Source organism: Streptomyces sp. JHA26 (assembly GCF_002005565.1).
Taxonomy (GTDB): Bacteria; Actinomycetota; Actinomycetes; order Streptomycetales; family Streptomycetaceae; genus Streptomyces.
The window spans coordinates 79,397-104,225 of sequence record NZ_BDJC01000004.1 but is presented as its reverse complement, the minus strand read 5'-3'; the positions used below and the strand labels follow the sequence as shown (position 1 = coordinate 104,225).

Below are 24,829 nucleotides of genomic sequence, written 5' to 3'. Positions count from 1 at the left end.
ACGAAGGGCACCTCCCCATGCACCACACCCTGATCGTCGCCCGGATGGCACCGGGCGCGGCACCGGACATCGCGAAGGTGTTCGCCGAGTCCGACCGCGGCGAGCTGCCCCACCTGGTGGGCGTCAACCGGCGCAGTCTCTTCGAGTTCGGTGACGGTGTGTACCTGCACCTCATCGAGAGCGACGAGGACCCGGCCCCGACCATCGGCCGGCTGACCGGGCATCCGGAGTTCCGCCGTGTCAGCGAGCGGCTCGAACCGTACGTGTCGGCGTACGACCCGGCGACCTGGCGCAGTCCCAAGGACGCGATGGCGCGCTGCTTCTACACCTGGGACCGGACCAGCGCCGGCTGACGCCGGTCCGTCGAGCGTCGGGGCCGCCCGCCTTCCGCGGGCGGCCCCGACGCGTGTGCCGGAGGTACGCGCGGACCTCCGAGGACGGCCGAGGGTTGCCCCGCCGGGGCCGGGCACCGGCGTGAGAAGCCCCACGCGAGGACCTGCGACGGTTTCGCACGCACTTCCGGTTTGATCTTTGTGACACATCGACGCCCAGGGGTGTCGAGGGGGGTGCGCCGCACCCGTGTCACCGCCCGGCACCTCTGCCGTGCCGGGTCCCCGCGGCGGCCGGACCACGATCCGCCGCCCCGCCGACCAGGAGAGAGGTAGCACGTCGTGGGTCGATCCACCGCCCGCCGGCCCCGTCACGGATCCGCGTCGGGTGGTGCCGGGCCGAGGCGCCACGGCCGGGCACGGCGACGGCGTCCGTTCCGCGTGGCCCTGGCCGGCGTCGCCTTCGGCGCCGTGCTGGTCGGCGCCGGTGCCGCCGTCGCCCACTGGCGCGACGGCCGGTCCGCGGTGACGGACGATCAGGCGGCCGACGTGACCGACGCGGTGGAGGCCGCCGAGCGGACGGCCGGGCCCCGCACCGCCGGCGGTCCGCCGTCCGCGTCCCCGTCCGCCGACGCCTCCGCGTCCGCCTCCGCGTCCCCCGGCGCCTCCGCGTCCCCGTCCGCCTCCACCGTCGCCGTCCCCGCGACCGGCCCCGGCACCTTCACCACGGCGCGGGCCGACGGCACGACGGTGGGCACCGGCGGCCGCGTCCGGCGGTACAAGGTGCTCGTCGAGGAGGGCATCGACATCCGGCCGGGCGCGGCGGCGGCCGAGATAGCCGACGTGCTCGCCGACCCCCGCGGCTGGACCCGCAACGGCACCGACTCCTTCCGGCTCGTCGGCTCGGGCTCGTACGACTTCGTGGTGAGGATCGCCACGCCCGGCACCGTCGACGAGATCTGCGGCGCGGCGGGCCTGCTCACCCGGGGCGAGGTGAACTGCAGCGTCGGCAAGGACGTCGTGGTCAACCTCAAGCGCTGGGTGCTCGGTTCCCCGGAGTTCGACGGTCCGATCGGCGACTACCGGGCACTGATCATCAACCACGAGGTCGGCCACCGCATCGGCCACGGCCACGAGACCTGCCCCGGCGCCGGCCGGCCCGCCCCCGCGATGATGCAGCAGATCAAGGGCCTCAAGGGCTGCGTCGCCAATGCCTGGCCCTACGACCGTGACGGCGACTACCTGGGCGGTCCCTCGGTTCCCTGACCACGGTCGGCCCCCCTCGTCGGGCGGTCCGCGGGACAGGCGGCGGGGCGAGGGGTGATGATCGCTCCATAACCACCACACCCTCCTTCGACCCCCGCGCCCTGCTGGCGCAGAGCCGGCTCGGCGTGCTCGCGACGATCAAGGCGGACGGCCGCCCGCAGCTGTCCCCCGTCTCCCCGTCCTACGACCCCGGGGCGGGCGTCGTCCGCGTCTCGACCCGTGAGGGCCTGGCCAAGACGGCCAACCTGCGCCGGGACCCGCGGGCCGCGCTGGAGGTGACCGCCCCGGACGGCAGGTCCTGGGCCACCGCCGAGGGCACGGCGACCCTGACCGGGCCGGGCACCGACCCGCACGGGCCCGAGGTCGACGCGCTCGTGGAGTACTACCGGGCGGCCGCCGGGGAGCACCCGGACTGGGACGAGTACCGCGCGGCCATGGTGTCCGACCGCCGGGTGCTGGTCACGATCACCGTCGACCGGGTCTACGGGGCCGATCTCGGCTGAACGGGCGGGGTGGGACGGGGCGGGGCGGCGGGCCGGTCCGATTTTCCTGCCGGAACGGTGATCGATCCGGCCGCCGTTCGCGTACTTCCTGGCGTACGAGTCCCACGCGTCGCCCTGGAGGCATCATGCGGCTGTCCCGCGGCAGGATCGGAGTCGTCGTCCTGCTCGCCGCGATGACCCTGACCCTCACCGCACTGGCCTTCCCGGCCCTGCTCGGTGTGGACAGGCCCGACGGCGGTCAGGACCGCGTCGTCGCGAGCACGAAGTACGGTCCGCTCACCGAGGCCGACCGCGACTTCGTCGTCAAGGTCCGGGCCGCCGGGCTGTGGGAGTACCCGCTGGGCGAGATGGCCATGCGGCGCGGGACGACCGAGGAGATGCGCACGGCCGGCGAGCACCTGGTCGTCGGGCACGCCGGCCTCGACGCGATGTGCCGCGAGATCGCCCCCGAGCTGGGCATCACCCTGCCCAACGAGGCCTCCCCGCAGCAGCAGGGCTTCGTGGCGACCGTCGACGCCAAGAACGGCAAGGAGTTCGACTCCTCGGCGGTCAACATCATGCGCGTGACGCACGGCCAGATCTTCCCGGCCATCGCCAGGATCCGGGCCACCACCAAGAACACGCTCGTGCGGCGGCTGGCCGACCTGGCCAACGACACCGTCCTGGACCACATCACGGTCCTGGAGAGGACCGGGCTGGTCGAGTACGACCGGGTCACCTTCCAGCAGACCGGCCCGGCGAAGCTCCCGAAGGAGAAGGTCACCCCGCCCCCGCCCCGGCCGGGAGAACGGGTCCTCGTCCTCAGGCCGCGCCCCGACCTGAACGTGAACACGGCCTCACCGACACCGACGCCGTCCCCCTGACCGCGGCCGGCGGTCCGGGTGGTCAGGCCCGTGTCCACGCGGTGCGGTCGCGTGCCGTCGCGTGCAGGGCCTCCACGTCCGCCGGTTTGAGGACCCCGCCCGGGCGGGCCAGGCCGGGCAGCTCCTCGGCCGTGAGGACGCGGACCCCGCGCGGCGGGACCGTGGCCTCGACGCCGGCCGGGCCGACGAGGACCAGGACCGGACGGACCTCGGCGGTCAGGGCGCGGGAGGCGCGGTCGGCGTCGGCGCGGACCCGGTCCAGCAGGGGCCACGGCGCGCGGCGGCCCAGCGTGACCAGCGGGTCGGCGATCCGCACCCGCTGCCTGCGGGCGGGCTGCACGTGGACGGCGAAGAGGCCGCCGGGCCCGATCACCAGGTGGTGGATGCGGTCGCCGCCGGGCAGCGGGACGGAGTGCAGGGTGCGCCAGCCGGCGCCGTCGAGCCGGTCGAGGACCTGCCCGGTCAGCTGTTCGGCCGCCAGCTCCCGGCGGCGCGGGTCGCGGCGCAGCCGGTGCGCCGGGCCGGGGGCGCGGTCCAGGGCGACCAGGAGCGCCTCGCCGGGCCGGTTGGGGGCGAGGTCGTCGTCCGGGTGGAGGAAGAGCCGGGCCAGCTCGGCGGGGGTGGGGACCGGGGGCGGGCCGACGGTGACGGGGCCGGTGACGAAGGGCGCCAGGGCGTCGAGCACCTCGTCCTCGCACTCGTCGCTCAGCAGGCTGACCCGGGCCGCCTCACGGTCGTACCAGGCGATGTCCCGGCCGTCCGCGAGGCGGACGTAGAGCCGCTCCCGGCCGTGCCGCCGGGTCGGTACGACGCGCAGTCCGCTCATGCACCATCACCCCGGAACCATGGGACCAGGAGGGTGCCCCGGGGGCAAGACCGGGCCGCCGCGGCACGGGGGCGGGGCGGGTCCTCGGGCGGGCCGGGAAGCCGGCCAGGTGGCCCCGGACGCGGCCGGGCAGGCAAAATGGACTCCCGTACGAACGAGGGTGCGGGCCACCGACGACCTCACCGAACCGCAGGAGTGCCGTGCTCCCCAGCCGCCGTGGGCGCCCGGCCCGTGTCCCCGCCGCCTGCGTACTGCTGCTGGCGACCGCGACGGCCTCGGTGACGGTCGCGGGCTGCGGTGACACGGGCGGGCTGCGGAGCGCGGGCGCCGCACCGACCGCGGTCAGCCCCCTCCGGCTGTGGCCGGACCTGACGCCGGCGTCGTCCCCGGCCTACGACATCGGCGAGGTGGACCACGAGGTCGTCGAGGGCGTCGCCGTACCGGGCGGCGACATCCGCCGTGCGGACCCGGTGGCCGCCGTGCGGGCGGAGATCGCCGCGCACCCGGACGACTACGCGGGCGACAAGGCCCCGTACCGCGAGACGGCCCGCCGCATGGCCGACTGCGCGGCGGCCGGCGAGAGCGCCCGCTGCCCCGTGCTCCGGCCGTACTACCGGGACCTGACCGGTGACGGGCGCCCCGAGATGACGCTGGGCTTCCGGCTGCTGCCCGAGAAGATGACCGCCGTGCGCGTCTACGGCGTGGAGAAGGGCCGGCTCGTACGGGTCATGTCCTACGAGGACGCCGTGAGCGCGGTCGAGTTGGCCGGGCGGTCGGTGGTCGTCCGGTCGCCGTCGGAGGTGGCGGGCTACGAGTACCGGCTCCAGTGGACCTGGGACCCCGACCAGGACGCGATGCTCCTCACCCGCGACGAGATGCTGCGCACCGGTGACGGAGCGGGCGCGCAACGCCCCTCCGTCTCCCCTTCCCCGTCGGCGGGCACCCGGTGAGGGGCGCCCTCGCGCGGTGGGCCGGCCCGCTCGCCCTGAAGGCCGCCGTCTTCATCACCGTGATGTGCTGCGCGCTCGCCGCGCTGCTCGGCGTCCTGGTGCACGTCTCGGTGACCGACCAGACCGTGGGACAGGCCCGGAAGACCGCCCTGGCCCGGCTGCGGGAGGCGACGGAGGCGTACGAGGCGGGGGACCCGCTGCGCCGGGGCGCGGGCGTCGACCCGCCGGGGCTGCCGCGGCCGCTGCGGGAGCTGGCCGTCTCCGGCCGGCGCGGGACGATGGTCGACGAGGGCGACGGGGGCCCCACGATGTGGGCGGCGGGCCCGGCCGACGGCGGTCGGGTCCTCGCGGTGCGGGTCGACCACTCCCAGGGCGAGCGCACCATCGACGGCCTGGACCGGGCGATCGTGTGGTCGTCGGGGCTGGCGATCGGGGCGACGCTGGTGGTGGGCGCGTTCGCGGTGACCCGGGTGACGCGCCGGCTGCACGCGACGGCGCGCGTGGCGCGGCGGATCAGCGCCGGCGACCTCGACGCGCGGGTCGGCGACCCCCGGACGAAGGATCCGACGCGTCCGCAGGACGAGGTGGCCTCGGTCGCCGCCGCGCTGGACTCGATGGCGGCGTCGCTGCAGGGCAAGCTGCTCGCCGAGCAGCGGTTCACCGCGGACGTGGCGCACGAGCTGCGCACCCCGCTGACCGGGCTGCACGCGGCGGCCGAGCTGCTGCCGCCGGGCCGCCCGACCGAGCTGGTGCGCGACCGGGTGGCCGCCCTGCGCACGCTCACCGAGGACCTGCTGGAGATCTCCCGGCTGGACACCGGGCGGGAGCGCCTGGAGGCGGATCCGGAGGAGCTGGGCGCGCTGGTCCGGCGGGTCGTGCGGGGCTCCGGCACCGAGGCGCGCGTGGACGTCGTGCGGGACGCGCGGGTGGAGACGGACCGGCGGCGGCTGGAGCGGGTGCTCGGCAATCTCGTCGCGAACGCCGACCGGCACGGGCGGGCGCCGGTGGTGGTCACCGTGGACGGCCCGGTGATCACCGTGCGGGACCACGGGGACGGCTATCCGGAGTACCTCCTCGCGCACGGGCCGCAGCGGTTCCGCACCGAGAGCGGCACGAAGGGGCACGGGCTCGGGCTGACGATCGCGCTCGGGCAGGCGGAGGTGCTCGGCGCGCGGCTGGAGTTCGCCAATCCGCCCGGCGGCGGGGCGCTGGCGTCCCTGACGCTGCCTCAGCGGGCCTGACCGGCGGGCCCTCCCGTTCCTTCCCCGATGGCGCAGTGCGACGGGCGGCCCCCGCGCACCGCTCCTAATGTGGCGGTTAGTCACCTTCGACCACGTCGGCACCTTCGACCGCGTCGGCGCCCTCGCCTCCCGGGAGGTACCCATGTCGCTGCTGAACGCCCGTTCCGCCCTGACCCGGCGCATCGCCGTGACGGCCGCCGCCGGCGCGCTCGCCGCCGCCGTCGCCGTCACGCCCGCCGCCGCGGACGACCACCGGGGCGGCGGGGACCCCGGCTCGGGCGCCGTCGCCGACCGGCCCGCCGGGGGCGACGGCGGCGACGCCGCCGGGCAGGACGGCCGGCCGCAGGGCGACTACCTGGGCCGCGTCACGGCCGAGCGGCTCGCCCTGCGCACCTCGCCGTCCCGCGGCTCCGAGGTCGTCCGGTACGCCCGCCGGGGCGAGATCGTCCACATCTACTGCAAGACCCCCGGCGACACGGTGCAGGGCAACCCGCGCTGGTACCTCCTCGCGGACGGCACCTGGGCCTGGGGGTCGGCCCGCTACATCGCGAACATCGGTCCCGCGCCGCGCTGGTGCTGACACCGTCGGCCCGCGCACCGCACCATGTGGGTAAATACCGGACATGACCAAGGCCGGAACCGAGACCGGAATCACCGTGGCACAGGCGGACACCCCCGCTCCCGCCGCCCGCCTCCCCCGGCGCCGTGGCATCGAACTCGCCCTCATCGTCATGGCCGTCCTGCTGTCGGTGTTCGGTTACTGCAACGTCGGCCTCGCCCAGCAGGGCGCCCTGCCGCCCGGCGCCGCGGGCTACGGTGCCGGACTCGGGGTGCTCGCGGTGCTCGCGCACCTGGCGGTACGGCTGCGCGCCCCCTGCGCCGATCCGCTGCTGCTGCCCATCGGGGTGCTGCTCAACGGCCTCGGTCTGGTGCTGATCTACCGGCTCGACCTGGAGACGCCGGGCGACCGGGCGGCCCCGGCCCAGTTGGTGTGGTCCACGCTGGGCGTCGCGCTGTTCATCGTCGTCGTCCTGCTCCTGCGCGACCACCGCGCCCTGCAGCGCTACGCCTACGTCTGCGTCGCCGCGGCCCTCGTCCTGCTCACCGTGCCCATCCTGTTCCCGGCCGTGAACGGCGCCCGCATCTGGATCCGGATCGAGGACTTCTCCATCCAGCCCGGCGAGTTCGCCAAGGTGCTCCTCGCCGTGTTCTTCGCCGCGTACCTGGCCGCCAACCGCAGCGCCCTGGCGTACGCGGGCCGCCACGTGTGGCGGCTGCAGCTGCCCACCGGCCGGGTGCTCGGCCCGATCGTCGCCGTGTGGCTGGTCAGCGTCGGCGTCCTGGTCCTGGAACGCGACCTCGGCACCTCACTGCTGTTCTTCGGCCTGTTCGTCGTCCTGCTCTACGTCGCCACCGGCCGCACCGGCTGGATCGCCGTCGGCCTGCTGCTGGCCTCGCTCGGCGCGGTCGCCGTGGGCTGGCTGGAGCCGCACGTGCACAACCGGGTGGAGGACTGGCTGCACCCCTTCGCGTCGATCGAGGCCGGAGGGGGTGCCAACCAGCTCGCCCAGTCGCTGTTCGCCTTCGCGGCGGGCGGGGTGACCGGCACGGGCCTCGGTCTCGGGCACTCCGTGCTGATCGGATTCGCCGTCAAGTCCGACTTCATCCTGGCGACGGCCGGGGAGGAGCTGGGCTTCCTCGGCCTGACCGCGATCTTCCTGCTGTACGCGCTGCTGGTGGAGCGCGGGTTCCGGGCGGGCCTCGCCGCCCGCGACCCGTTCGGCCGGCTGCTCGCGGTCGGCCTCTCCTCGATCGTGGCGCTCCAGGTGTTCGTCATCGCGGGCGGCGTGACCGGGCTGATCCCGCTGACCGGCATGGCGATGCCGTTCCTCGCCCAGGGCGGTTCGTCGGTGGTCACCAACTGGGCGATCGTGGCGCTGCTGCTCCGGGTCAGCCACGCGGCCCGCAGCCTGGGCGACGGGCGGTCGGCGCCGTGAGCGGGGAGGGGCCGCGGTGACCCGGCACATCCGGCACGCCGCCGCCTTCTGCGCCCTGCTGCTGGTCGCCCTGCTGGTGAACGCCGCCCGCGTGCAGATCGTCCAGGCGCCGGAGTACGACGACAACCCCGCCAACCGCCGCCCGGACATCGCCCGGTACCAGCAGCCGCGCGGCGACATCCTGGTCGGCGACGAGCCGGTCACCGGCTCCCGGGACACCGGCGAGCACCTGCGCTTCGAACGGACGTACGCGAACGGCCCGATGTACGCGCCGGTCACCGGCTTCGCCTCTCAGGTGTACGGGACGACCCTGCTGGAGCACGCCGAGGACGGCCTGCTGTCCGGCGCCGACCCGATGCTCGCGCCGCTCCCGCTGTGGAACGACGTCACGGGCGTCCGCAACCCGGGCGGCGACGTGGTGACGACGATCGACGAGGCCGCGCAACGGGCGGCGTTCGAGGGGCTCGGCGGGCGCAAGGGGGCGGTGGCCGCGATCGAGCCGTCCACCGGGCGGATCCTGGCCCTGGTGTCCACCCCGTCCTACGACCCCCAGGCGCTCTCCGGCAACAGCACGGCCGCCGTCCGGACCTGGGCCCGGCTGAACGGCGACCCGGACAAACCGATGCTCAACCGGGCGGTGCGCCGGACCTATCCGCCGGGTTCGACGTTCAAGGTGGTCACCGCGGCGGCGGCGCTGGACGCGGGCGTGGTCCGGGACCTCGACGCGCCGACCCGCTCCCCCGACCCGTACACGCTGCCCGGAACGCGGACGCGGCTGACGAACGAGGGCGAGGGGTGCCGGGACGCCTCGCTGCGGGAGGCCTTCGAGTGGTCCTGCAACACGGTGTTCGCCAAGCTCGGCGTGGACGTGGGCGTGGCGGGCATGGCGGCGACGGCGGAGGCGTTCGGCTTCAACGACGACGGGCTGCGCATCCCCTTCTCGGTCGCGCGGTCCACCTTCGACACCTCGGTGGACCGGGCGCAGCTCGGGCTGTCGTCGATCGGTCAGTACAACACGCGGGCCACCCCGCTCCAGATGGCGATGGTGGCGGCCGCGGTGGCCGACGGCGGGCAGGTGCGGGCGCCGTACCTGGTGGAGCGGACGGTGCGGGCGGGCGGCAGCGTGGTGGCGACGGCCGGGTCGCGGCCCGCCCGGCAGGCGATGCGGCCGTCGACGGCCAAGCGGCTGAAGGAGCTGATGACCGGCGTGGTGGAGGACGGCACCGGCGCGAACGCGGCGATCCCGGGTGCCACGGTCGGCGGCAAGACCGGCACGGCCCAGCACGGCGTGGGCAACTCGGGCACCCCGTACGCCTGGTTCGTCTCCTGGGCGCAGGCCGACGGGGACCTGGAGCCGAAGGTCGCGGTGGCGGTGGTGGTGGAGGGCTCCCCGGACGGCCGGGAGACGGTCAGCGGCGGCGGGCTGGCGGCGCCGATCGCACGGGCGGTGATGGAGGCGGTGCTCACCCGCTGAGACGGGGATACCGCGCCGCAAGGCTCCCGACCTACCGTTCGGTCCATGACTGACGACGCCGTGCACGAACTCGCCCAGGTCAACATCGCCCGTCTCAAGGCCCCTTTGGACTCACCGCAGTTGAAGGACTTCGTGGACGCCCTCGATCCGGTGAACGCGTCCGCCGACGCGGCGGACGGGTTCGTGTGGCGCCTGCAGGGCGAGGGCGGGGACGCGACCGACGTCCCCGTCTTCGGGGACTCCTGGCTGATCGTCAACCTGTCCGTGTGGCGGGACGCCGACGCGCTGACGGCGTTCATGTACCAGGGGCGGCACCGGGAGGTGCTCGCGCGGCGGCGCGAGTGGTTCGAGCGCCCGGCGGAGGCCGTCACGACCCTGTGGTGGGTGCCGGCAGGCCACCGTCCCACGGTCGCGGAGGCGGAGGCCCGGCTGCTCCACCTGCGCACCCACGGGCCGACGCCGTACGCCTTCACGCTGCGGACCTCCTACCCGGCGGGGGCGTCGGAGCCCGTGCCCGGCGAGGTGCCGCAGGGGCTGGACCGCTCCCGCTAGGGATCCGATCACGTCCCGCTTCTTTACTCGCGGTCAACAAGTTCCGCGCAGGGGATTGACGAGCTTGCTGACAGGCAGTCTCATAAGTCGGAGCACGCTGGAGCGACCGCGGGTGACACGATCTGTTCGACGAGGTGGGACACAACCATGACGACGCTGACGGAAGCCGACGCGCTCGAGGGCCTGCGCGACGCGCTCGGCCTGCTCAAGGACCGGGAGCAGGTGGCCGAACGGCTCCTCGACTCGTCCGCCAAGCACTCCTTCGACCCGGACAAGGAACTGGACTGGGACGCGCCCTTCGAGGAGGGCAAGTGGTTCTGGCCGCCGGAGCTGGTGTCGCTGTACGACACCCCGATGTGGAAGCGGATGAGCGAGGAGCAGCGCATCCTGCTCTCCCAGCACGAGGCCGCGGCGCTCGCCTCGCTCGGCATCTGGTTCGAGCTGATCCTGATGCAGCTGCTGGTGCGGCACATCTACGACAAGGCCGCGACGAGCGCCCACGTGCGCTACGCGCTCACCGAGATCGAGGACGAGTGCCGGCACTCCAAGATGTTCGCCCGGCTGATATCGCGCGGTGAGACCCCGTGGTACCCGGTCAGCCCGGTCCACCAGCACCTGGGCCGTCTGTTCAAGACGATCTCCACCACGCCCGGCTCCTTCACCGCCACGCTGCTCGGCGAGGAGGTCCTGGACTGGATGCAGCGGCTGACCTTCCCGGACGAGCGGGTCCAGACACTGATCCGGGGCGTCACGCGCATCCACGTCGTGGAGGAGGCCCGCCACGTGCGCTACGCCCGCGAGGAGCTGCGCCGCCAGATGGTGACGGCCCCGAAGTGGTCGCAGGAGTTCACCCGGATCACCTCCGGCGAGTTCGCCCGCGTCTTCTCCGTCGCCTTCGTCAACCCCGAGGTCTACACGAACGTCGGCCTGGACAAGCGCGAGGCCATGGCCCAGGTCAGGGCCAGCGGCCACCGCAAGGAGGTCATGCAGACCGGTGCGAAGCGCCTGACCGACTTCCTGGACGACATCGGCGTCCTGCGCGGAGTGGGCCGCCGCCTGTGGAAGTCCTCGGGCCTGCTGGCGTAGGGACGCGCGCAGCCGCGGGGCCGGGCGCCGCGTCCCACCCGGGTCGCCCCGGTGCCGGGCACCCCTCGGCGCCGGGCCGCGCGGCCCGCCCCGCCCCGGCCCCGCCGCACCGGACGGCACGATCCGGACGCCGTCGGCCCCACCGGCCCCCCGGCCCCGCCCTGCGGAGCGATTACGCTGCGGTCCATGACCCCGCAGGCCCCCACCCCCGCCTACCGCCGGCTCAGCGTCGAGGAGCGCCGCGGTCAGCTGCTCGACGCCGCGCTCGCCCTCTTCGCCCACCGGCCGCCGGAGGAGGTCTCCCTGGACGACGTGGCCGAGCAGGCCGGGGTCTCGCGTCCGCTGGTCTACCGGTACTTCCCCGGCGGCAAGCAGCAGCTCTACGAGGCCGCGCTCAGGTCGGCCGCCGACGAGCTGCGGCAGTGCTTCGACGAACCCCGCGAGGGGCCGATGCCGGCCCGGTTGTCCCGCGCCCTGGACCGCTACCTGGCCTTCGTCGACCAGCACGACACCGGTTTCAGCGCCCTGCTGCGGGGCGGCAGCGTGGCCGAGACCACGCGGACGTCGGCCATCGTGGACGGCGTGCGCCGGGCCGCCGCCGAGCACATCATGAGCCACCTGGAGGTCACCGAGGTCGGCCCACGGCTGCGGATGACCGTGCGGATGTGGATCACGGCGGTGGAGGCGGCCTCGCTGATCTGGCTGGACGAGGGCAAGCAGCCGCCCGTCGACGAGCTGCGGGACTGGCTCGTGGAGCAGTTCCTGGCCGCGCTGTCGGTCACCGCGCGGCGCGACCCGCAGACCGCGGCGCTGGTCGAGGCGCTGGCGGAGGATGTCTGACACTGGTGCCGTGAAGAGCGAAGACACCCCCTTCGAGGGCGGCCCCATGGACGGACGGGTGCTGCCCGTCCTGGTCGGGATGACCGGGCACCCGCCGAAGACGTACCGCATCCCCGTCCCGGACCCGGACGGCGGGCCGCCCACCGTGCTCGTCTACCGGCGCGTGCCGCGCCCGGCCGGGGGGAAGGTGTTCGCCCGCTGGAAGTACGTGCACGACCCCGAGGGCGGCGCGAGGAGCCGCCCGCGCTGGCCGTGGTCCCGTCCGGACGCCACGCCGGGCGGCAAGCCGGACGACGCCGACGGGTGACGGCATTGCGCCGAACCGCGCACATTCGGCGCGCGGGTTCCGGGAGCCGGCCCGATGCTCGCGGTGCGGAGCGGACGAAGGGGCCGCCGCACCGGAGGTGACAACGTGTCAGGAAGGCTTCTCCGACTGGCCTGTACGGCGGCGGTGACGGCGGGGATCGTGCTCGCGCCCGTGTCCGCCGCGGCGGAACCCGGGCCCGCGCCCGGCGAGCGGTCCGTGGCCGAGCTGCTGACGGACCTTCAGGGGCTGTACCGGGAGGCCGAGAAGGCCACGGAGGCCTACAACGGAACCGAGGAGAAGCTGACCAGGCAGCGTGCGAAGGTGCAGCGGCTGGAGACCGAGCTGGCCCGGGCCCGGCTGTCCCTGCGCGAGGGCCGCGGCGCGGTGGGCCGGCTGGCCCGGCAGCAGTACCGGGACAGCGGCGACCTCTCCCCCTACCTGCGGCTGCTGCTGGCCCGCGATCCCCAGCACGCGCTCGACCAGGGGCACGTGATCGGGCAGCTGGCCCGGGAGCGCGCCGGGACGGTGGACCGCCTGGCCGAGCACGAGAAGAAGGCCGACGACCTGGCCCGCCGGGCCCGCGCGGCCCTCGACGAGCAGATCGCCCTCGCCGAACGGCAGAAGAAGGACCGGGACGGCGTACGCGTCCGGCTGCGCGCCGTGGAGGAACTGCTCGCCTCGCTCAGCACCGAACAGCTGGCCGAGCTGGCCGCCGCCGAGAAGAACGGCATCGCCGAGGCCCAGCAGCGGTTCCTGGCGTCCGGCGCGATCGGCGAGGACGACAGGCCGTCCGCGGAGGGCGACCGGGCGGTGCGCTTCGCGGTGGAGCAGCTCGGCAAGCCGTACCAGTGGGGCGCGGAGGGCCCCGCGTCGTACGACTGCTCGGGGCTGACCTCCGTGGCCTGGGAGCGGGCCGGGACGCCGATCCCGCGGACCAGCCAGGAGCAGTGGGCGCGGCTGGAGCGCGTCCCGCTGGACCGGCTGCGGCCCGGCGACCTGGTCGTCTACTTCCCCGAGGCCACCCATGTGGCGATGTACCTCGGTGACGGCCTGGTCGTCCAGGCCCCGCGGCCGGGGGCCGAGGTCAAGGTGTCACCGATCGCGGCCAACCCGGTGCTGGGCGCCGTACGGCCCGATCCCCTCGGGAAGCCTCTGCCGCGGTACACGCCGCCGAGGCTCCCCGTGGGGGCGACGGGCGGATCCGACGAGGGGTACGCCGCGGCTCAGGCGCCGGCCGCGCCGGAGACCTCCATCAGGTAGGCCTCGGTCCTCTTCGGGTCGTAGAAGAAGTTCTCGAAGTCCGCCGGGTTATTGAAGCCATTGGCGAAGCGGTCGGCGACCGGCTGGAGCTGACCGGCCGCGCCGATCAGGTTCAGGACGTGCTCCGGCGGCGGGGCGAGCATGGTGTTCGTCCACTTGGTGACGTGCTGGGCCGTCTCCCAGTAGCGGTCGAAGGTCTGCTGCATCCAGGCCTCGTCGAACTCCTCGTCGCCGCGCTCCAGGATCGAGGCGAGGTAGGAGGCGGCGCACTTGGACGCGGAGTTGGAGCCCTGTCCGGTGATCGGGTCGTTGGCGACGACCACGTCGGCGACCCCGAGGACCGCACCGCCGCCGGGCAGGCGCCCGATCGGGTTGCGGACGGTGGGGGCGTAGCGGCCGGCGAGGGTGCCGCCGGCGTCGGTCAGTTCGACCTTGGTGGCCCGCGCGTACTCCCAGGGGAGGAACTTCTCCATGAGTTCCAGGGTCAGGGAGAGGTGCTCCGAGGGGTCCTTCACGTCCTTGAAGGCGTCGAGCGGGCCGCCGGGTATGCCCTCCCAGAACAGGATGTCGGCGCGGCCCGAGGTGGTGAGGGTCGGCATGATGAACATCTCGCCGACACCGGGGACCAGGTTGCAGCGCACGGCCTCCGTGTCCGGGTGCTCGGGGCGCGGGCCCAGCCCGTGGACGTAGGCGACGGCGAGGGCGCGCTGCGGCGTGCTGTACGGGGAGCGGGAGGCGTCCCGGCCGAACATCTGCACCAGTTCGCCCTTGCCGGCGGAGACGAGGACGAGGTCGTAGGCGCGGGAGAAGTAGTCCAGGTCGCCGACGGCCGCGCCGTGGATGACGAGCTGGCCGCCGCGCTGCGCGAAGGTCTCCATCCAGCCGGCCATCTTCACCCGCTGGTCGACCGACTGCGCGTAGCCGTCCAGGTGTCCCAGCCAGTCGATCGCCCGCTGCGAGGGACCCGGGTCGAAGGAGCCGGGGGCCGCCACCGAGACGCCGAGCCCCTGGATCTTCGGGGCCTGGGACTCCCAGAAGTTCAGCTGGAGATCGCGCTCGTGCTGGAGTGCCGTGTGGAACATGCACTGCGTCGACATGACCCGGCCGGTGCGGATCTCGTCCGCGGTCCGGTTGGACATCAGGGTGACCTCGTAGCCGTGCGACTGGAGGCCGAGGGCGAGCTGGAGACCGGACTGGCCGGCTCCGACGACGAGTATCTTCCGCATGCGGGGTACGTCTCCTACTCGGGGGTTTCGTCGAGCGCGTGGCCCACGAGGGACAAGAGGGTCTCGATGGCCGAGATCCGGCGGCGCGCATCCATGATCATTACAGGTATGTGCGCGGGGATCGTCAACGCCTCCCGCACGTCCTCCGCCTCGAACAGCTCGCTGCCGTCGAAGTGGTTCACCGCCACGATGTACGGCAGTCCGCAGCTCTCGAAGTAGTCCAGCGCCGGGAAGCAGTCCTCCAGGCGGCGGGTGTCGGCCATGACGACGGCGCCGATCGCGCCGCGCACCAGGTCGTCCCACATGAACCAGAAGCGCTGCTGGCCCGGCGTGCCGAACAGGTAGAGCACCAGGTCGTCGTCGAGCGTGATGCGGCCGAAGTCCATGGCCACGGTGGTGGTGATCTTGTCCGGGGTGGCGGTGAGGTCGTCGGTGTCCTCGCTCGCCTCGGTCATCAGTGCCTCGGTCTGCAGGGGCGTGATCTCCGAGACGGCGGTGACCAGCGTGGTCTTGCCGACGCCGAAGCCGCCCGCCACGACGATCTTCGTGGCGATCGGCGCACGGGTGCGGTCCGTCTGCCAGGGCTGCAGGGTCTCGTCCGGGTCGACGAGGGGGGAGACGCCGTAGGCGGCGTCAGAGACGACGGAGTCCACTGAGCACCCTTTCGAGCAGAGCGCGGTCCGGGCGGCCCGTGCCGTGGCCGGTCCCGGTGCCGTACACACGGATCTTTCCCTGGTCCGCGAGGTCGCTGAGGAGCACGCGGACCACGCCGAGCGGCATCTTCAGCAGCGCGGCGATCTCGGCCACCGTACGCATACGGCGGCACAGTTCGACGATGGCCCGCATCTCCGGCATCACGCGGGAGGTGAGACCGCCGTTGGTCAACTCCTTCCGCTGCTCGGCCGCTTCGAGCGCGGCGGTGCCCGCGGTGGCGCCGACGAACGTCTCGACGAGCAGGACGTGGCCGAAGCGGGTGCGGCCGCCGGTGAGCGAGTAGGGGCGGACGCGGGCGGGCCTGCGGTCCGCGCCGCGCACGGGGAGGCTCGTCGGGTGCTTCGGCTTCCTGCCGGGGCCACTGCTCATCGGGCGCTCCCCGTCGACTCGGACTCCAGCGACTTCCGCAGTTCGCTGCGGAGTTCGGGGGTCAGGACGTGGCCGGCGCGGCCGACGAACAGCGCCATGTGGTACGCGATGACGCTCATGTCGGCGTCCGCGGAGCCGTGCACGCCGAGCAGCGAGCCGTCGCTGATGGACATCACGAACAGGCTGCCCTCGTCCATGGTGACCATCGTGTGCTTCACGCCGCCGAAGTCCATCAGCCGGGCGGCGCCGACGGTCAGGCTGCCCACGCCGGAGACGACGGTGGCGAGGTCGGCGGCGGAGCCGCGCGGGCCGGTGCGCCGTTCGCCCCGCGCCACCCGGGCCGCCTCGTTCCTGTCCTGGTCGGAGGAGAGCAGGAGCAGGCCGTCGGAGGAGACCACGGCGACGGACAGGATGCCGGGGACCTCCTCGACGAGGTTGGTCAGCAGCCAGTGCAGATTACGGGCTTCACTGCTCAGTCCGAACGTACTGGGAGCGGTCAACTGCTTGCCTCCTCGACAGTGCCCCCCGTGGCTTCTTCGGTCGTCCCAGCGGCCGGCGGCACCTGGTTCCGTTCCGTCCGCTCGGCGATCTCCGCCTCGACGTCGCGTCGCCCGGCCTCCGCCCCCCGGCGGAACCCTCCCAGGCGACGGCGCAGCGCCTCGGCGTCGACGGAACCCGCCGTGCGCGGCCGTGGGACCGCTGCGGGTGTGGTGAGCTTCGGGGTCCGCTTGGGCAGACCCTTGGCGGTGACGGCGCCACCGCCCGGCCCGGTGCCCTCGTCCGCGCTGCGTTCGTGGGTCTCGGGTCCGATGGCGTAGGGGTCGGCGGGAGCGGGGCGCTCCTGCGGGGCGGTGGCCTCCTCCTGGGCGAGGGGCTCCGCCGGGGCGGGCTCGGCTGCCGGGGGCGGGGCCGGTGCCTCGGGTTCGGGCTGGGGGTCGGGTTCGGGCCGGGCCTGGGGCTCGGGTTCGGGCCGGGCCTGGTCCTGTGCCGGGAGCAGGAGTTCCATCGTGGTGTCGTCGGGGAAGTCCCTGACACCGTGCGGCCTCTCGGCCTCCGGAGCCTCCTGGGTCCCGGGAGCCTCCTGCGCCTCACCGGCCTCCGTGGCCTCGTCGGCGGGCTCCTGCGGGGCGGGGGCCGACACCGGCTCGGTCACCGTGGTGGCCGCCGTCCCCGTCTCCGCCGTCTCGACGGTGGTCTCCGCCTCCGTCTCCGCCGGCTCGACGGTGTCCGCCACTGGCTCCGCTTCGGCCTCCGCCACCGGCTCCGCCTCGGCCTCGGCGCGCCGTACGGCCTGTTCCGCCGAGGCCACCAGCGGGTCGGCGTCCTGTCGCGTCCCCTTCTCCGCACGACCGTGCAGGACGTTGGAGTTGGCCTCCGCGTCGGCGCCCGGCAGGGTGAAGGAGCCCGTGCCCTCGGACACCGGCGCGACCGGGGCGAGGGCCGCCGGGGGCGCCGCCGCGAGCAGCGTGCTCGGCAGGACCACGACGGCCGCGACACCGCCCTGCTTCTGCTCCCGCAGCCGCACCCGCGCCCCGTGCCGGTGGGCGAGCCGGGCCACCACGTACAGGCCGAGGCCGAGCCCGTCCTCGCCCTCCTGGTCGTAGGGCGCTTCCGGGTCGAAGTCGGTGAGGCGGGCGTTGAGCCGCTGGAGCCGATCGGTGGCCATGCCGATGCCCTCGTCCTGGACGGAGAGCATCACCTCGCCGTTCTCCAGCAGCCAGCCGGAGACCTCGACGGGCAGGTCGGGCGGCGAGAAGGAGGTGGCGTTCTCCATCAGCTCGGCGAGCAGGTGGGAGAGGTCGTCGGCGACGAACCCGGCCACGTGCGCGTGCGGTGGCAGTGCGGCGATGCGGACCCGTTCGTACCGCTCGATCTCGCTGACCGCGGCCCGGACCACGTCGACCAGCGGCACCGGACCGGCGCTGTGCTGGATGTGCTCGGTGCCGGCCAGCACGAGGAGGTTCTCGCTGTGCCGGCGCATGACCGTGGCGAAGTGGTCGAGCTTGAACAGGGTGGCGAGGCGGTCCGGGTCCTGCTCGCGCTCCTCCAGGCCCTCGATGACGGCGAGTTGCCGCTCGACCAGGCCGAGGGTGCGCAGCGCGAGGTTGACGAAGGTGGAGCCGATGCTCTTGCGGACGATCTCCAGCTGGGCGGCGGACTCGGCGAGCTCGGCGCGCAGTTCCTCGCGGGCGTCGGCCATCTTCTGCCGCTGGCCGACCAGGTGCTTGCGGTCGGCCTCCAGCGTGTTGACGCGCTCGGCGAGGGTGGCGGCGTGCGTGTGCAGGGCGTTGACGGAGCGGACGACCTGGGCGAACTCGTCGTTGCGGCCGGTGAAGGCCACCGGCTCCTCGGTGGAAGGGTCCGGCGCCGCGGCCAGCCGGGCCGAGCCGCGGCGCAGCACCGAGAGCGGGCGGGTGAGGGTGCGGGCCATGGCGGTGGCGATGCCGAGGGCGAGCAGGATCAGCGCGCCGAGGGCGGCGATCCGGATCTCCAGCGCGGTCACGTCGTCGTCGCGCAGCTGCTCGAGCGCCCGGGTGCGCTTGTCGTACAGGGCGGACTCGGCGCCGCGCATGGCGTCGATCCGGGCGGAGAGCGCGGCGTCCAGCTTCTTGACGGAGGTGCCGAGGTCGTCGTCGGAGAGGGTGGGCCGGTCGGTGAGGCCGGCGAGGTACTTCTCCGCGGAGTTGACCTCCGGTCCGGTGACCGTGGCGTCGAAGCTGTCCCGCGCCGCCTTGGGCGCCCCCTCGCGGAAGCCGGCGAGGGCCGCGTCGGAGCGCACCCGGGCCTGCTGGGCGGCGGCGGCGAGGGCGTCGCGCTGCTCGGCGTCGGCGTCCGAGGAGGTGACGGACTCGGTCGGCAGCCCCGTGATCGGGTCGATGACGGTCTCGGTGCTGCTCGGCACGCCGAGGGCCGCGAGCAGCAGTCCCCGGGTGGCGGCGGCCTGCTGGACGGCGGTGTCCAGTTCGGCGAGGGCGTGTGCGCCGGCGCCCGCGCGGGACGGCATCCGCTCGGCCAGGTCCTCGGCCAGGGCGTGGAGCTCGGCGATCGCCCGGGAGTACGCCTCGTGCGCCTCCAGGGCGGTGCTCCTGCCGGTGAGCGCCGAGCGGCGCAGCGCGGCGATGGCCTCCAGGTCCTCGCGCAGGGACGCGGGCGTGTCGGTGTCGGCGAGCAGCTCCTCCACCTGCCGGTCGACGCGGGCGCTGCGCTGCTCGGAGGGGGCCTTGGACCTGGGGCGGCCCGCGGCGATGTAGGGGGTGACCTCGTCCCGTTCGTCGGCGAGGGAGTGGGCGAGGGTCAGCGCGTCCTGGGTCTGCCCGGCGAGCGTCACCAGGTCCTGCGTGTCGTGCAGTCGCCCGGAGGCGGCCACGATCGAGGGGGCCCCGGCTCCGGCGACGGCGGCGGCCACGACCGCCACGGCGACGATGAGCCGGTTGCGCACATGGGTGGGACGGCCCTTGCCGACGGGCGGCGCCTCGGCCGCCGGGGTGGAGGGGGTGCCGGGCGTTCGCTCCGCGCTCCCAACGAGGGCCGCCTGCTTGCCTGTACGACGAGGCCGCGTCTTCTGCACCGGTGCTCGCATTCCTGACTCGTGTACCCGTGGGGCCGGGTGACGCTCCGTCGACCGTCCGGTCGGCGCGTGCACCCTTTCCCGAGCTCTGGGCCGATTCTCCGCCACCGGCCGCGCGCCGGACGGGGAGACCCCGTGAGCAGGGCAGGCCCCCCACCGGTTCCCGACCTTCCCAGTGCCGGTGGACGGTGGGCGTGCATCACCTGACCCGCCACCCGAAGGAGTGAACCCCGGACGGGAGTTGGCGGGCAAGTTCCGGCGGCTCGTGCGGCGGGCCCGGACGGTGCGCCGGTTGGACGTCTGCGGCAGGCGATGGCACCATGTGCCACCACGTGTTGCCGGAGTGAAGCATTCCCTCCCAAATCAGGCCGCTGACCTGGGTGGCCGCATCGCCCGGGGAAGGCCTGTCGGCCTTTTGTGGACACCGTGAAGGGGTCGTGCAGACTGGCCTGATGCGTACGGAACTCGTTTCGGAACCAGGCCTCGCCGACCGCCCCAACGAGGACTTCGCGAGCGTCGCGCTACCGGCCTCGGGACAGGGTGGTTCACTCGTCGTGCTGGACGGGGTGACACCGCCGAAGGACGGGACGGGCTGTCTCCATTCCGTGCCCTGGTTCACCGCGCGGCTCGGTGGGGCGCTGACCGAACTGACCGTTTCACTCGCGGATGTTCCCCTCGCCGACGTCCTGTCCCGCGCCATCGCGCGTACCTCGGCGGCGCACGGGGAAACCTGTGAGCTTTCTCACCCGCGTACGCCTCAGGCGACCGTGGTCCTGGCGCGTTGGTCCCCCGACCAGGTCGAGTACCTGGTGCTGTCCGACTCGGTCCTGCTGGTGGAGGCCCCCGACGGCGCGGTCACGGCGGTCCTCGACGACCGGCTGGCCCGTCTGCCGCGCTCGGCCCTCGCCACGGACGCGATCGTGGACACCGGCTTCCGCAACAAGGAGGGCGGCTTCTTCACGGCCGCGGCCGATCCGGCGGTGGCGGCGCGGGCGGTGACGGGGACCCTGCCGCGCGACGGGGTGCGGACGCTGGTGGCGTTGACGGACGGGGCCGCGCGCTGGGTGGAGAGGTTCCGGGAGGGCGACTGGGCGGACTGCCTCGCCCTGGTGCGCAAGCAGGGCGCGCAGGCGCTGGTGGACCGGGTGCGGGAGCGGGAGCGCCGGGACGCGGCGGGGGCGCGGGAGTTCCTCGGCCGCAGCAAGACGCACGACGACGCGACGGTGGTGTACGCGGAGTTCTGAGGGGCGGGGCGCCCCGGCGCTACTTCTCCATCCCCCGGTTCAGTTCGTGCAGCAGGCGGGCCAGTTCCGCCACTTCCCGGGGGTCCCAGTCACCGAGCCGGCGGGCGTACCGGGCCCGGCGGGCCTCCCGCACCCTGCCGACCCGCTCCTGTCCCTCCGGGGTCAGGGTGACCAGCCAGGCGCGGCCGTCGGCGGGGTCGGGTTCGCGGGCGACGAGGCCGAGTTCCTCCAGGGCGCGCAACTGGCGGGACATCGTCGCCTTGCCGACCCCGATGTAGGCGGCGAGGTCCGTGGCGCGCTGCCCGCCGGACTCGCCGAGCCGGACGAGGAGGCCGTACGCGGACGACTCCAGGTCGGGGTGGACCTCCCGCGCCATCTCGCCCTGATTGGCCCGGGCGCGCCGGAAGAGCACCGTCAACTCCCGCTCCAGCGCCAGGAACTGCGGTTGGTTCACACCACTTCCGGACAGGCGGGATTCGCCCTGGCGACCGTCGTCGTTTCCGTCTTCGTGCACGTCAGCCCCTGCCTCGTTTTTCCCGGTCCTGAAAGTTTCCGCCACGGGCCGCCATCACCGCAGCTCGGCAAGTATTTCGCAGGCTTAGACCAACGGCGGCTTCCGACCCCTCTTCCCACCCCCGGTTCTACGTGCGTAGCGTCTTCACCAGGCCCATGAATGGCATGCTCACGCCACTCATGGGTTCTCCCCACCCACGCAACCCCCACCGAGCACCACCGAGCCATCGGAGGCACGTTCATGCTCGTGCACAGATCCGGATCGGCCCGCGGCCGGCGTCTCGCCGCCACCGGGATTCTGCTCGTCGCCCTCTCCCTCCTCCTCGCCCAGCCCTCGTCGGCCGCGGACGTCCCGCCCCGCGGCTCCGCCCACATGGGCATGGGCGTCCTCGCCCACGACGGACAGCAGGGCACCCCGGTCCCCGGCGACGCCACCCAGACGGAGGGCGTGGACGTCTCCGGCCACCAGGGCAACGTCGCCTGGTCGACCCTGTGGAACAGCGGGGTCAAGTGGGCCTACGTGAAGGCCACCGAGGGGACGTACTACACGAACCCGTACTTCGCCCAGCAGTACAACGGCTCCTACAGCGTCGGGATGATCCGCGGCGCGTACCACTTCGCCACCCCGGACACGACGAGCGGCGCCACGCAGGCGAACTACTTCGTCGACCACGGCGGCGGCTGGTCCCGGGACGGCAAGACGCTGCCGGGCGCGCTGGACATCGAGTGGAACCCGTACGGGTCCGCCTGCTACGGCAAGTCGCAGAGCGCGATGGTGACCTGGATCCGGGACTTCCTGAACCAGTACAAGGCCCGCACCGGCCGGGACGCCGTCATCTACACGGCCACCAGCTGGTGGACCCAGTGCACCGGCAACTACGGCGGCTTCGCCGCGAACAACCCGCTGTGGATCGCCCGGTACGCCTCCACGGTGGGGACGCTGCCGGCCGGCTGGGGCTACTACACGATGTGGCAGTACACCTCGTCCGGCCCGACGGTCGGGGACCACGACAAGTTCAACGGCGCCCTGGACCGGGTCCAGGCACTCGCCAACGGCTGAGCGACGCCCCCCGGCCGGGCCCGGGGACCGTCCCCGGACGAGCACGGCGAAAGGCGCCCCGGACCGGGTCCGGGCGCTCGCCCCGCACAGGGGCCGGGCCCGGGTCCCCGCGCGGGGACCCGGGCCCTCACCTCTCCCGGTGCCTAAAGCCCGGAAGGTGCCCCCACCGCCGCGACCGGAACCTCCGGCTCGGCACCGTTCGTCGCCGGTGCCAGGGCCAGCTCCAGGACCTGGCGGACGTCGGTGACGGTGTGGACGTCGAGCTTGTCCAGCACCTGGGCCGGGACGTCGTCCAGGTCGGGCTCGTTGCGCTTCGGGATGATCACCGTGGTGATCCCGGCCCGGTGCGCGGCGAGCAGCTTCTGCTTCACCCCGCCGATGGGCAGGACCCGGCCGGTCAGCGACACCTCACCGGTCATCGCCACGTCCGTACGGACCAGGCGTCCGCTGAGCAGCGAGGCGAGCGCGGTCGTCATCGTGACGCCGGCGCTCGGGCCGTCCTTGGGGACCGCGCCCGCCGGGAAGTGGATGTGCACGCCCCGGTCCTTCAGGTCGGCCACCGGCAGCTCCAGCTCGGCGCCGTGGCTGCGCAGGAAGCTCAGCGCGATCTGCGCGGACTCCTTCATCACGTCGCCCAGCTGACCGGTCAGCGTCAGACCCGCCGCGCCCGTCTCCGGGTCAGCCAGCGACGCCTCGACGTACAGCACGTCGCCGCCCGCGCCGGTGACCGCGAGGCCCGTGGCCACGCCCGGCACCGAGGTGCGCCGCTCGGCCGGGTCCTGCGCGGACTCCGGCACGTGGTGCGGCCGGCCGATCAGGGCGCGCAGGTCGCCGTCGGTGACGGTGAACGGCAGGTCCCGCTCGCCCAGCTCGTGCTGGGCCGCCACCTTGCGCAGCAGCCGCGCGATCGACCGCTCCAGGGTGCGCACGCCGGCCTCGCGGGTGTACTCGCCGGCCAGCTTGCGCAGCGCGCTCTCGTCGATCGTGACCTCGTCCCCGTCCAGACCGGCCCGCTCCAGCTGGCGCGGGAGCAGGTGGTCACGGGCGATGACGATCTTCTCGTCCTCGGTGTAGCCGTCCAGCCGCACGACCTCCATGCGGTCGGCCAGCGCCTCCGGGATCGCCTCCAGCACGTTGGCGGTGGCCAGGAAGACGACGTCGGACAGGTCGAGCTCGACCTCCAGGTAATGGTCCCGGAAGGTGTGGTTCTGGGCCGGGTCGAGGACCTCCAGCAGGGCCGCGGCCGGGTCGCCCCGGAAGTCGGAGCCCACCTTGTCGATCTCGTCCAGGAGCACCACCGGGTTCATCGACCCGGCCTCCTTGATCGCCCGTACGATCCGGCCGGGCAGCGCGCCGACGTAGGTGCGGCGGTGGCCGCGGATCTCGGCCTCGTCGCGGACGCCGCCGAGGGCGACGCGGACGAACCTGCGCCCCATGGCGTGGGCGACGGACTCGCCGAGCGACGTCTTGCCGACGCCGGGCGGCCCCACCAGGGCCAGCACGGCACCGCCGCGCCGGCCGCCGACGACACCGAGGCCGCGGTCGTTGCGCCGCTTGCGCACGGCCAGGTACTCGGTGATCCGCTCCTTCACGTCCTGCAGGCCCGCGTGCTCGGCGTCCAGGACGGCCTGGGCGCCCTGGATGTCGTAGGCGTCCTCGGTGCGCTCGTTCCACGGCATCTCCAGGACCGTGTCGAGCCAGGTGCGGATCCACGAGCCCTCGGGGGACTGGTCGGAGGACCGCTCCAGCTTGTCGACCTCCTTGAGCGCGGCCTCCCGGACCTTCTCGGGCAGGTCGGCGGCCTCGACGCGGGCGCGGTAGTCGTCGGACTCCTCGCCCTCCTGCTCGCCGTTGAGCTCCCGCAGCTCCTTGCGGACGGCCTCCAGCTGGCGCCGCAGCAGGAACTCGCGCTGCTGCTTGTCGACGCCCTCCTGGACGTCCTTGGCGATGGTCTCGGCGACGTCCTGCTCGGCGAGGTGGTCGCGCAGTTGCTTCGTGGCGAGCTTGAGGCGGGCCACCGGGTCGGCGGTCTCCAGCAGCTCGACCTTCTGCTCGGTGGTCAGGAACGGCGAGTAGCCGGAGTTGTCGGCGAGCGCCGAGACGTCGTCGATGGCCTGGACGCGGTCCACGACCTGCCAGGCGCCGCGCTTGCGCAGCCAGGCGGTGGCGAGGGCCTTGTACTCCTTGACGAGTTCGGTGACCTGTCCGGGCAGCGGCTCGGGCACGTTCTCCTCGATCCCCGTGCCCTCGACCCACAGCGCGGCGCCGGGGCCGGTGGTGCCGGCGCCGATCCTCACCCTGCTCCGGCCCCGGATGAGGGCGCCCGGGTCGCCGTCGGCGAGGCGGCCGACCTGTTCGACCGTGCCGAGGACGCCGGTCTTCGCGTAGGTGCCGTCGATGCGTGGCACCAGCAGGACCCGGGGCTTGCCGGGTTCGTCCCTGGCGGCGGCCTGCGCGGCCTCCACCGCGGCCCGCACCTCGGAATCGCTCAGGTCCAGCGGGACCACCATCCCGGGCAGCACGATCTCGTCGTCGAGCGGCAGCACGGGCAGGGTGAGCGATGTGAACGCCGTGGACTCAGCAGCCATGATCTCCCCTTCGGCAGTCAAGTTGAGTTATGCCGACTCAATGTTCGGGAGTC

At 73.8% G+C, this 24,829-nt stretch carries 24 protein-coding genes; 16 read left to right on the top strand and 8 right to left on the bottom strand.

Features of this window, described 5'->3' with window-relative positions:
* Positions 1–17: 17 nt before the first annotated feature.
* The 4 genes from JHAT_RS03780 (at position 18) to JHAT_RS03765 (ending at position 2,961) form a co-directional block, all read left to right on the top strand.
* Positions 18–353: a TcmI family type II polyketide cyclase gene (locus tag JHAT_RS03780; protein ID WP_077796588.1), complete on the top strand. Its 336-nt coding sequence runs from the start codon at positions 18–20 to the stop codon at positions 351–353.
* A 318-nt stretch (positions 354–671) separates the two neighbouring features.
* Positions 672–1,595 carry a DUF3152 domain-containing protein gene (locus JHAT_RS03775; protein ID WP_077796587.1) on the top strand — a complete coding sequence of 308 codons (924 nt, stop codon included), beginning with the start codon at positions 672–674 and terminating at the stop codon, positions 1,593–1,595.
* Between the two features lie 68 nt (positions 1,596–1,663).
* The gene (locus JHAT_RS03770) at positions 1,664–2,098 is read left to right on the top strand and encodes a PPOX class F420-dependent oxidoreductase (protein ID WP_077796586.1); all 435 of its coding nucleotides are present in this window, start codon (positions 1,664–1,666) and stop codon (positions 2,096–2,098) included.
* 125 nt (positions 2,099–2,223) lie between these two features.
* Positions 2,224–2,961: a DUF4142 domain-containing protein gene (locus JHAT_RS03765; protein WP_077796585.1), complete on the top strand. Its 738-nt coding sequence runs from the start codon at positions 2,224–2,226 to the stop codon at positions 2,959–2,961.
* A 22-nt stretch (positions 2,962–2,983) separates the two neighbouring features.
* On the opposite strand, the gene JHAT_RS03760 is transcribed toward JHAT_RS03765, so the two are convergent.
* Positions 2,984–3,787, bottom strand: a complete 804-nt coding sequence (locus JHAT_RS03760; protein WP_077796584.1) for a nuclease-related domain-containing protein — start codon at positions 3,785–3,787, stop codon at positions 2,984–2,986.
* Between the two features lie 200 nt (positions 3,788–3,987).
* Here JHAT_RS03760 and JHAT_RS03755 point away from each other — a divergent pair, with 200 nt between their 5' ends.
* From JHAT_RS03755 to JHAT_RS03710, 10 genes are all read left to right on the top strand, one after another.
* Entirely contained in the window at positions 3,988–4,737 is a 750-nt protein-coding gene (locus JHAT_RS03755; protein WP_077796583.1) for a hypothetical protein, read from the top strand.
* Positions 4,734–5,978, top strand: a complete 1,245-nt coding sequence (locus JHAT_RS03750) for an ATP-binding protein (RefSeq protein WP_077796582.1) — start codon at positions 4,734–4,736, stop codon at positions 5,976–5,978. The genes JHAT_RS03755 and JHAT_RS03750 overlap by 4 nt, the downstream gene beginning before the upstream one ends.
* A gap of 142 nt (positions 5,979–6,120) precedes the next feature.
* Positions 6,121–6,558, top strand: coding sequence for an SH3 domain-containing protein (locus JHAT_RS03745; protein ID WP_077796698.1), 438 nt, complete (start codon positions 6,121–6,123; stop codon positions 6,556–6,558).
* 43 nt (positions 6,559–6,601) lie between these two features.
* Positions 6,602–7,975, top strand: coding sequence for an FtsW/RodA/SpoVE family cell cycle protein (locus JHAT_RS03740; RefSeq protein WP_171990733.1), 1,374 nt, complete (start codon positions 6,602–6,604; stop codon positions 7,973–7,975).
* Between the two features lie 16 nt (positions 7,976–7,991).
* On the top strand, positions 7,992–9,449 hold the full coding sequence (locus JHAT_RS03735; RefSeq protein ID WP_077796581.1) for a penicillin-binding transpeptidase domain-containing protein: 1,458 nt from the start codon (positions 7,992–7,994) through the stop codon (positions 9,447–9,449).
* 45 nt (positions 9,450–9,494) lie between these two features.
* Complete coding sequence (locus JHAT_RS03730) at positions 9,495–10,001, top strand: DUF3291 domain-containing protein (protein WP_077796580.1); 507 nt, start codon at positions 9,495–9,497, stop codon at positions 9,999–10,001.
* Positions 10,002–10,148: 147 nt separating this feature from the next.
* Positions 10,149–11,087 carry a diiron oxygenase gene (locus JHAT_RS03725; RefSeq protein ID WP_077796579.1) on the top strand — a complete coding sequence of 313 codons (939 nt, stop codon included), beginning with the start codon at positions 10,149–10,151 and terminating at the stop codon, positions 11,085–11,087.
* 186 nt (positions 11,088–11,273) lie between these two features.
* The gene (locus JHAT_RS03720) at positions 11,274–11,927 is read left to right on the top strand and encodes a TetR/AcrR family transcriptional regulator (RefSeq protein WP_077796578.1); all 654 of its coding nucleotides are present in this window, start codon (positions 11,274–11,276) and stop codon (positions 11,925–11,927) included.
* Positions 11,928–11,937: 10 nt separating this feature from the next.
* On the top strand, positions 11,938–12,234 hold the full coding sequence (locus JHAT_RS03715; RefSeq protein WP_077796577.1) for a hypothetical protein: 297 nt from the start codon (positions 11,938–11,940) through the stop codon (positions 12,232–12,234).
* Between the two features lie 105 nt (positions 12,235–12,339).
* The gene (locus JHAT_RS03710; protein ID WP_077796576.1) at positions 12,340–13,494 is read left to right on the top strand and encodes a C40 family peptidase; all 1,155 of its coding nucleotides are present in this window, start codon (positions 12,340–12,342) and stop codon (positions 13,492–13,494) included.
* Here JHAT_RS03710 and JHAT_RS03705 read toward each other — a convergent pair.
* From JHAT_RS03705 to JHAT_RS03685, 5 genes are read right to left on the bottom strand one after another with little or no spacing between them, the layout of a single operon-like run.
* Entirely contained in the window at positions 13,458–14,720 is a 1,263-nt protein-coding gene (locus JHAT_RS03705) for a styrene monooxygenase/indole monooxygenase family protein (protein WP_077796575.1), read from the bottom strand. The two genes, JHAT_RS03710 and JHAT_RS03705, sit on opposite strands and share 37 nt — an antisense overlap.
* Positions 14,721–14,734: 14 nt before the next feature.
* On the bottom strand, positions 14,735–15,373 hold the full coding sequence (locus JHAT_RS03700) for an ATP/GTP-binding protein (protein ID WP_107481813.1): 639 nt from the start codon (positions 15,371–15,373) through the stop codon (positions 14,735–14,737).
* Positions 15,354–15,803: a DUF742 domain-containing protein gene (locus JHAT_RS03695; RefSeq protein ID WP_077796574.1), complete on the bottom strand. Its 450-nt coding sequence runs from the start codon at positions 15,801–15,803 to the stop codon at positions 15,354–15,356. The genes JHAT_RS03700 and JHAT_RS03695 overlap by 20 nt, the downstream gene beginning before the upstream one ends.
* Complete coding sequence (locus tag JHAT_RS03690; protein WP_077796573.1) at positions 15,800–16,303, bottom strand: roadblock/LC7 domain-containing protein; 504 nt, start codon at positions 16,301–16,303, stop codon at positions 15,800–15,802. Before JHAT_RS03690 ends, JHAT_RS03695 begins: the two co-directional genes overlap by 4 nt.
* Positions 16,300–19,383 (bottom strand): nitrate- and nitrite sensing domain-containing protein, encoded by a 3,084-nt coding sequence (locus tag JHAT_RS03685; RefSeq protein ID WP_077796572.1) that lies wholly within the window; start codon positions 19,381–19,383, stop codon positions 16,300–16,302. The genes JHAT_RS03690 and JHAT_RS03685 overlap by 4 nt, the downstream gene beginning before the upstream one ends.
* Positions 19,384–19,823: 440 nt before the next feature.
* Between JHAT_RS03685 and JHAT_RS03680 the strand changes: the two genes are divergently transcribed.
* Positions 19,824–20,615 carry a protein phosphatase 2C domain-containing protein gene (locus tag JHAT_RS03680; protein WP_077796571.1) on the top strand — a complete coding sequence of 264 codons (792 nt, stop codon included), beginning with the start codon at positions 19,824–19,826 and terminating at the stop codon, positions 20,613–20,615.
* 19 nt (positions 20,616–20,634) lie between these two features.
* Here the strand turns inward: JHAT_RS03680 and JHAT_RS03675 are convergent, their stop codons facing one another.
* Positions 20,635–21,129 carry a MarR family winged helix-turn-helix transcriptional regulator gene (locus JHAT_RS03675; protein ID WP_077796570.1) on the bottom strand — a complete coding sequence of 165 codons (495 nt, stop codon included), beginning with the start codon at positions 21,127–21,129 and terminating at the stop codon, positions 20,635–20,637.
* A 240-nt stretch (positions 21,130–21,369) separates the two neighbouring features.
* Here JHAT_RS03675 and JHAT_RS03670 point away from each other — a divergent pair, with 240 nt between their 5' ends.
* The gene (locus tag JHAT_RS03670) at positions 21,370–22,188 is read left to right on the top strand and encodes a lysozyme (protein WP_077796569.1); all 819 of its coding nucleotides are present in this window, start codon (positions 21,370–21,372) and stop codon (positions 22,186–22,188) included.
* A gap of 143 nt (positions 22,189–22,331) precedes the next feature.
* On the opposite strand, the gene lon is transcribed toward JHAT_RS03670, so the two are convergent.
* Positions 22,332–24,776, bottom strand: coding sequence for an endopeptidase La (gene lon / locus JHAT_RS03665; RefSeq protein ID WP_077796568.1), 2,445 nt, complete (start codon positions 24,774–24,776; stop codon positions 22,332–22,334).
* Positions 24,777–24,829: the final 53 nt, after the last annotated feature.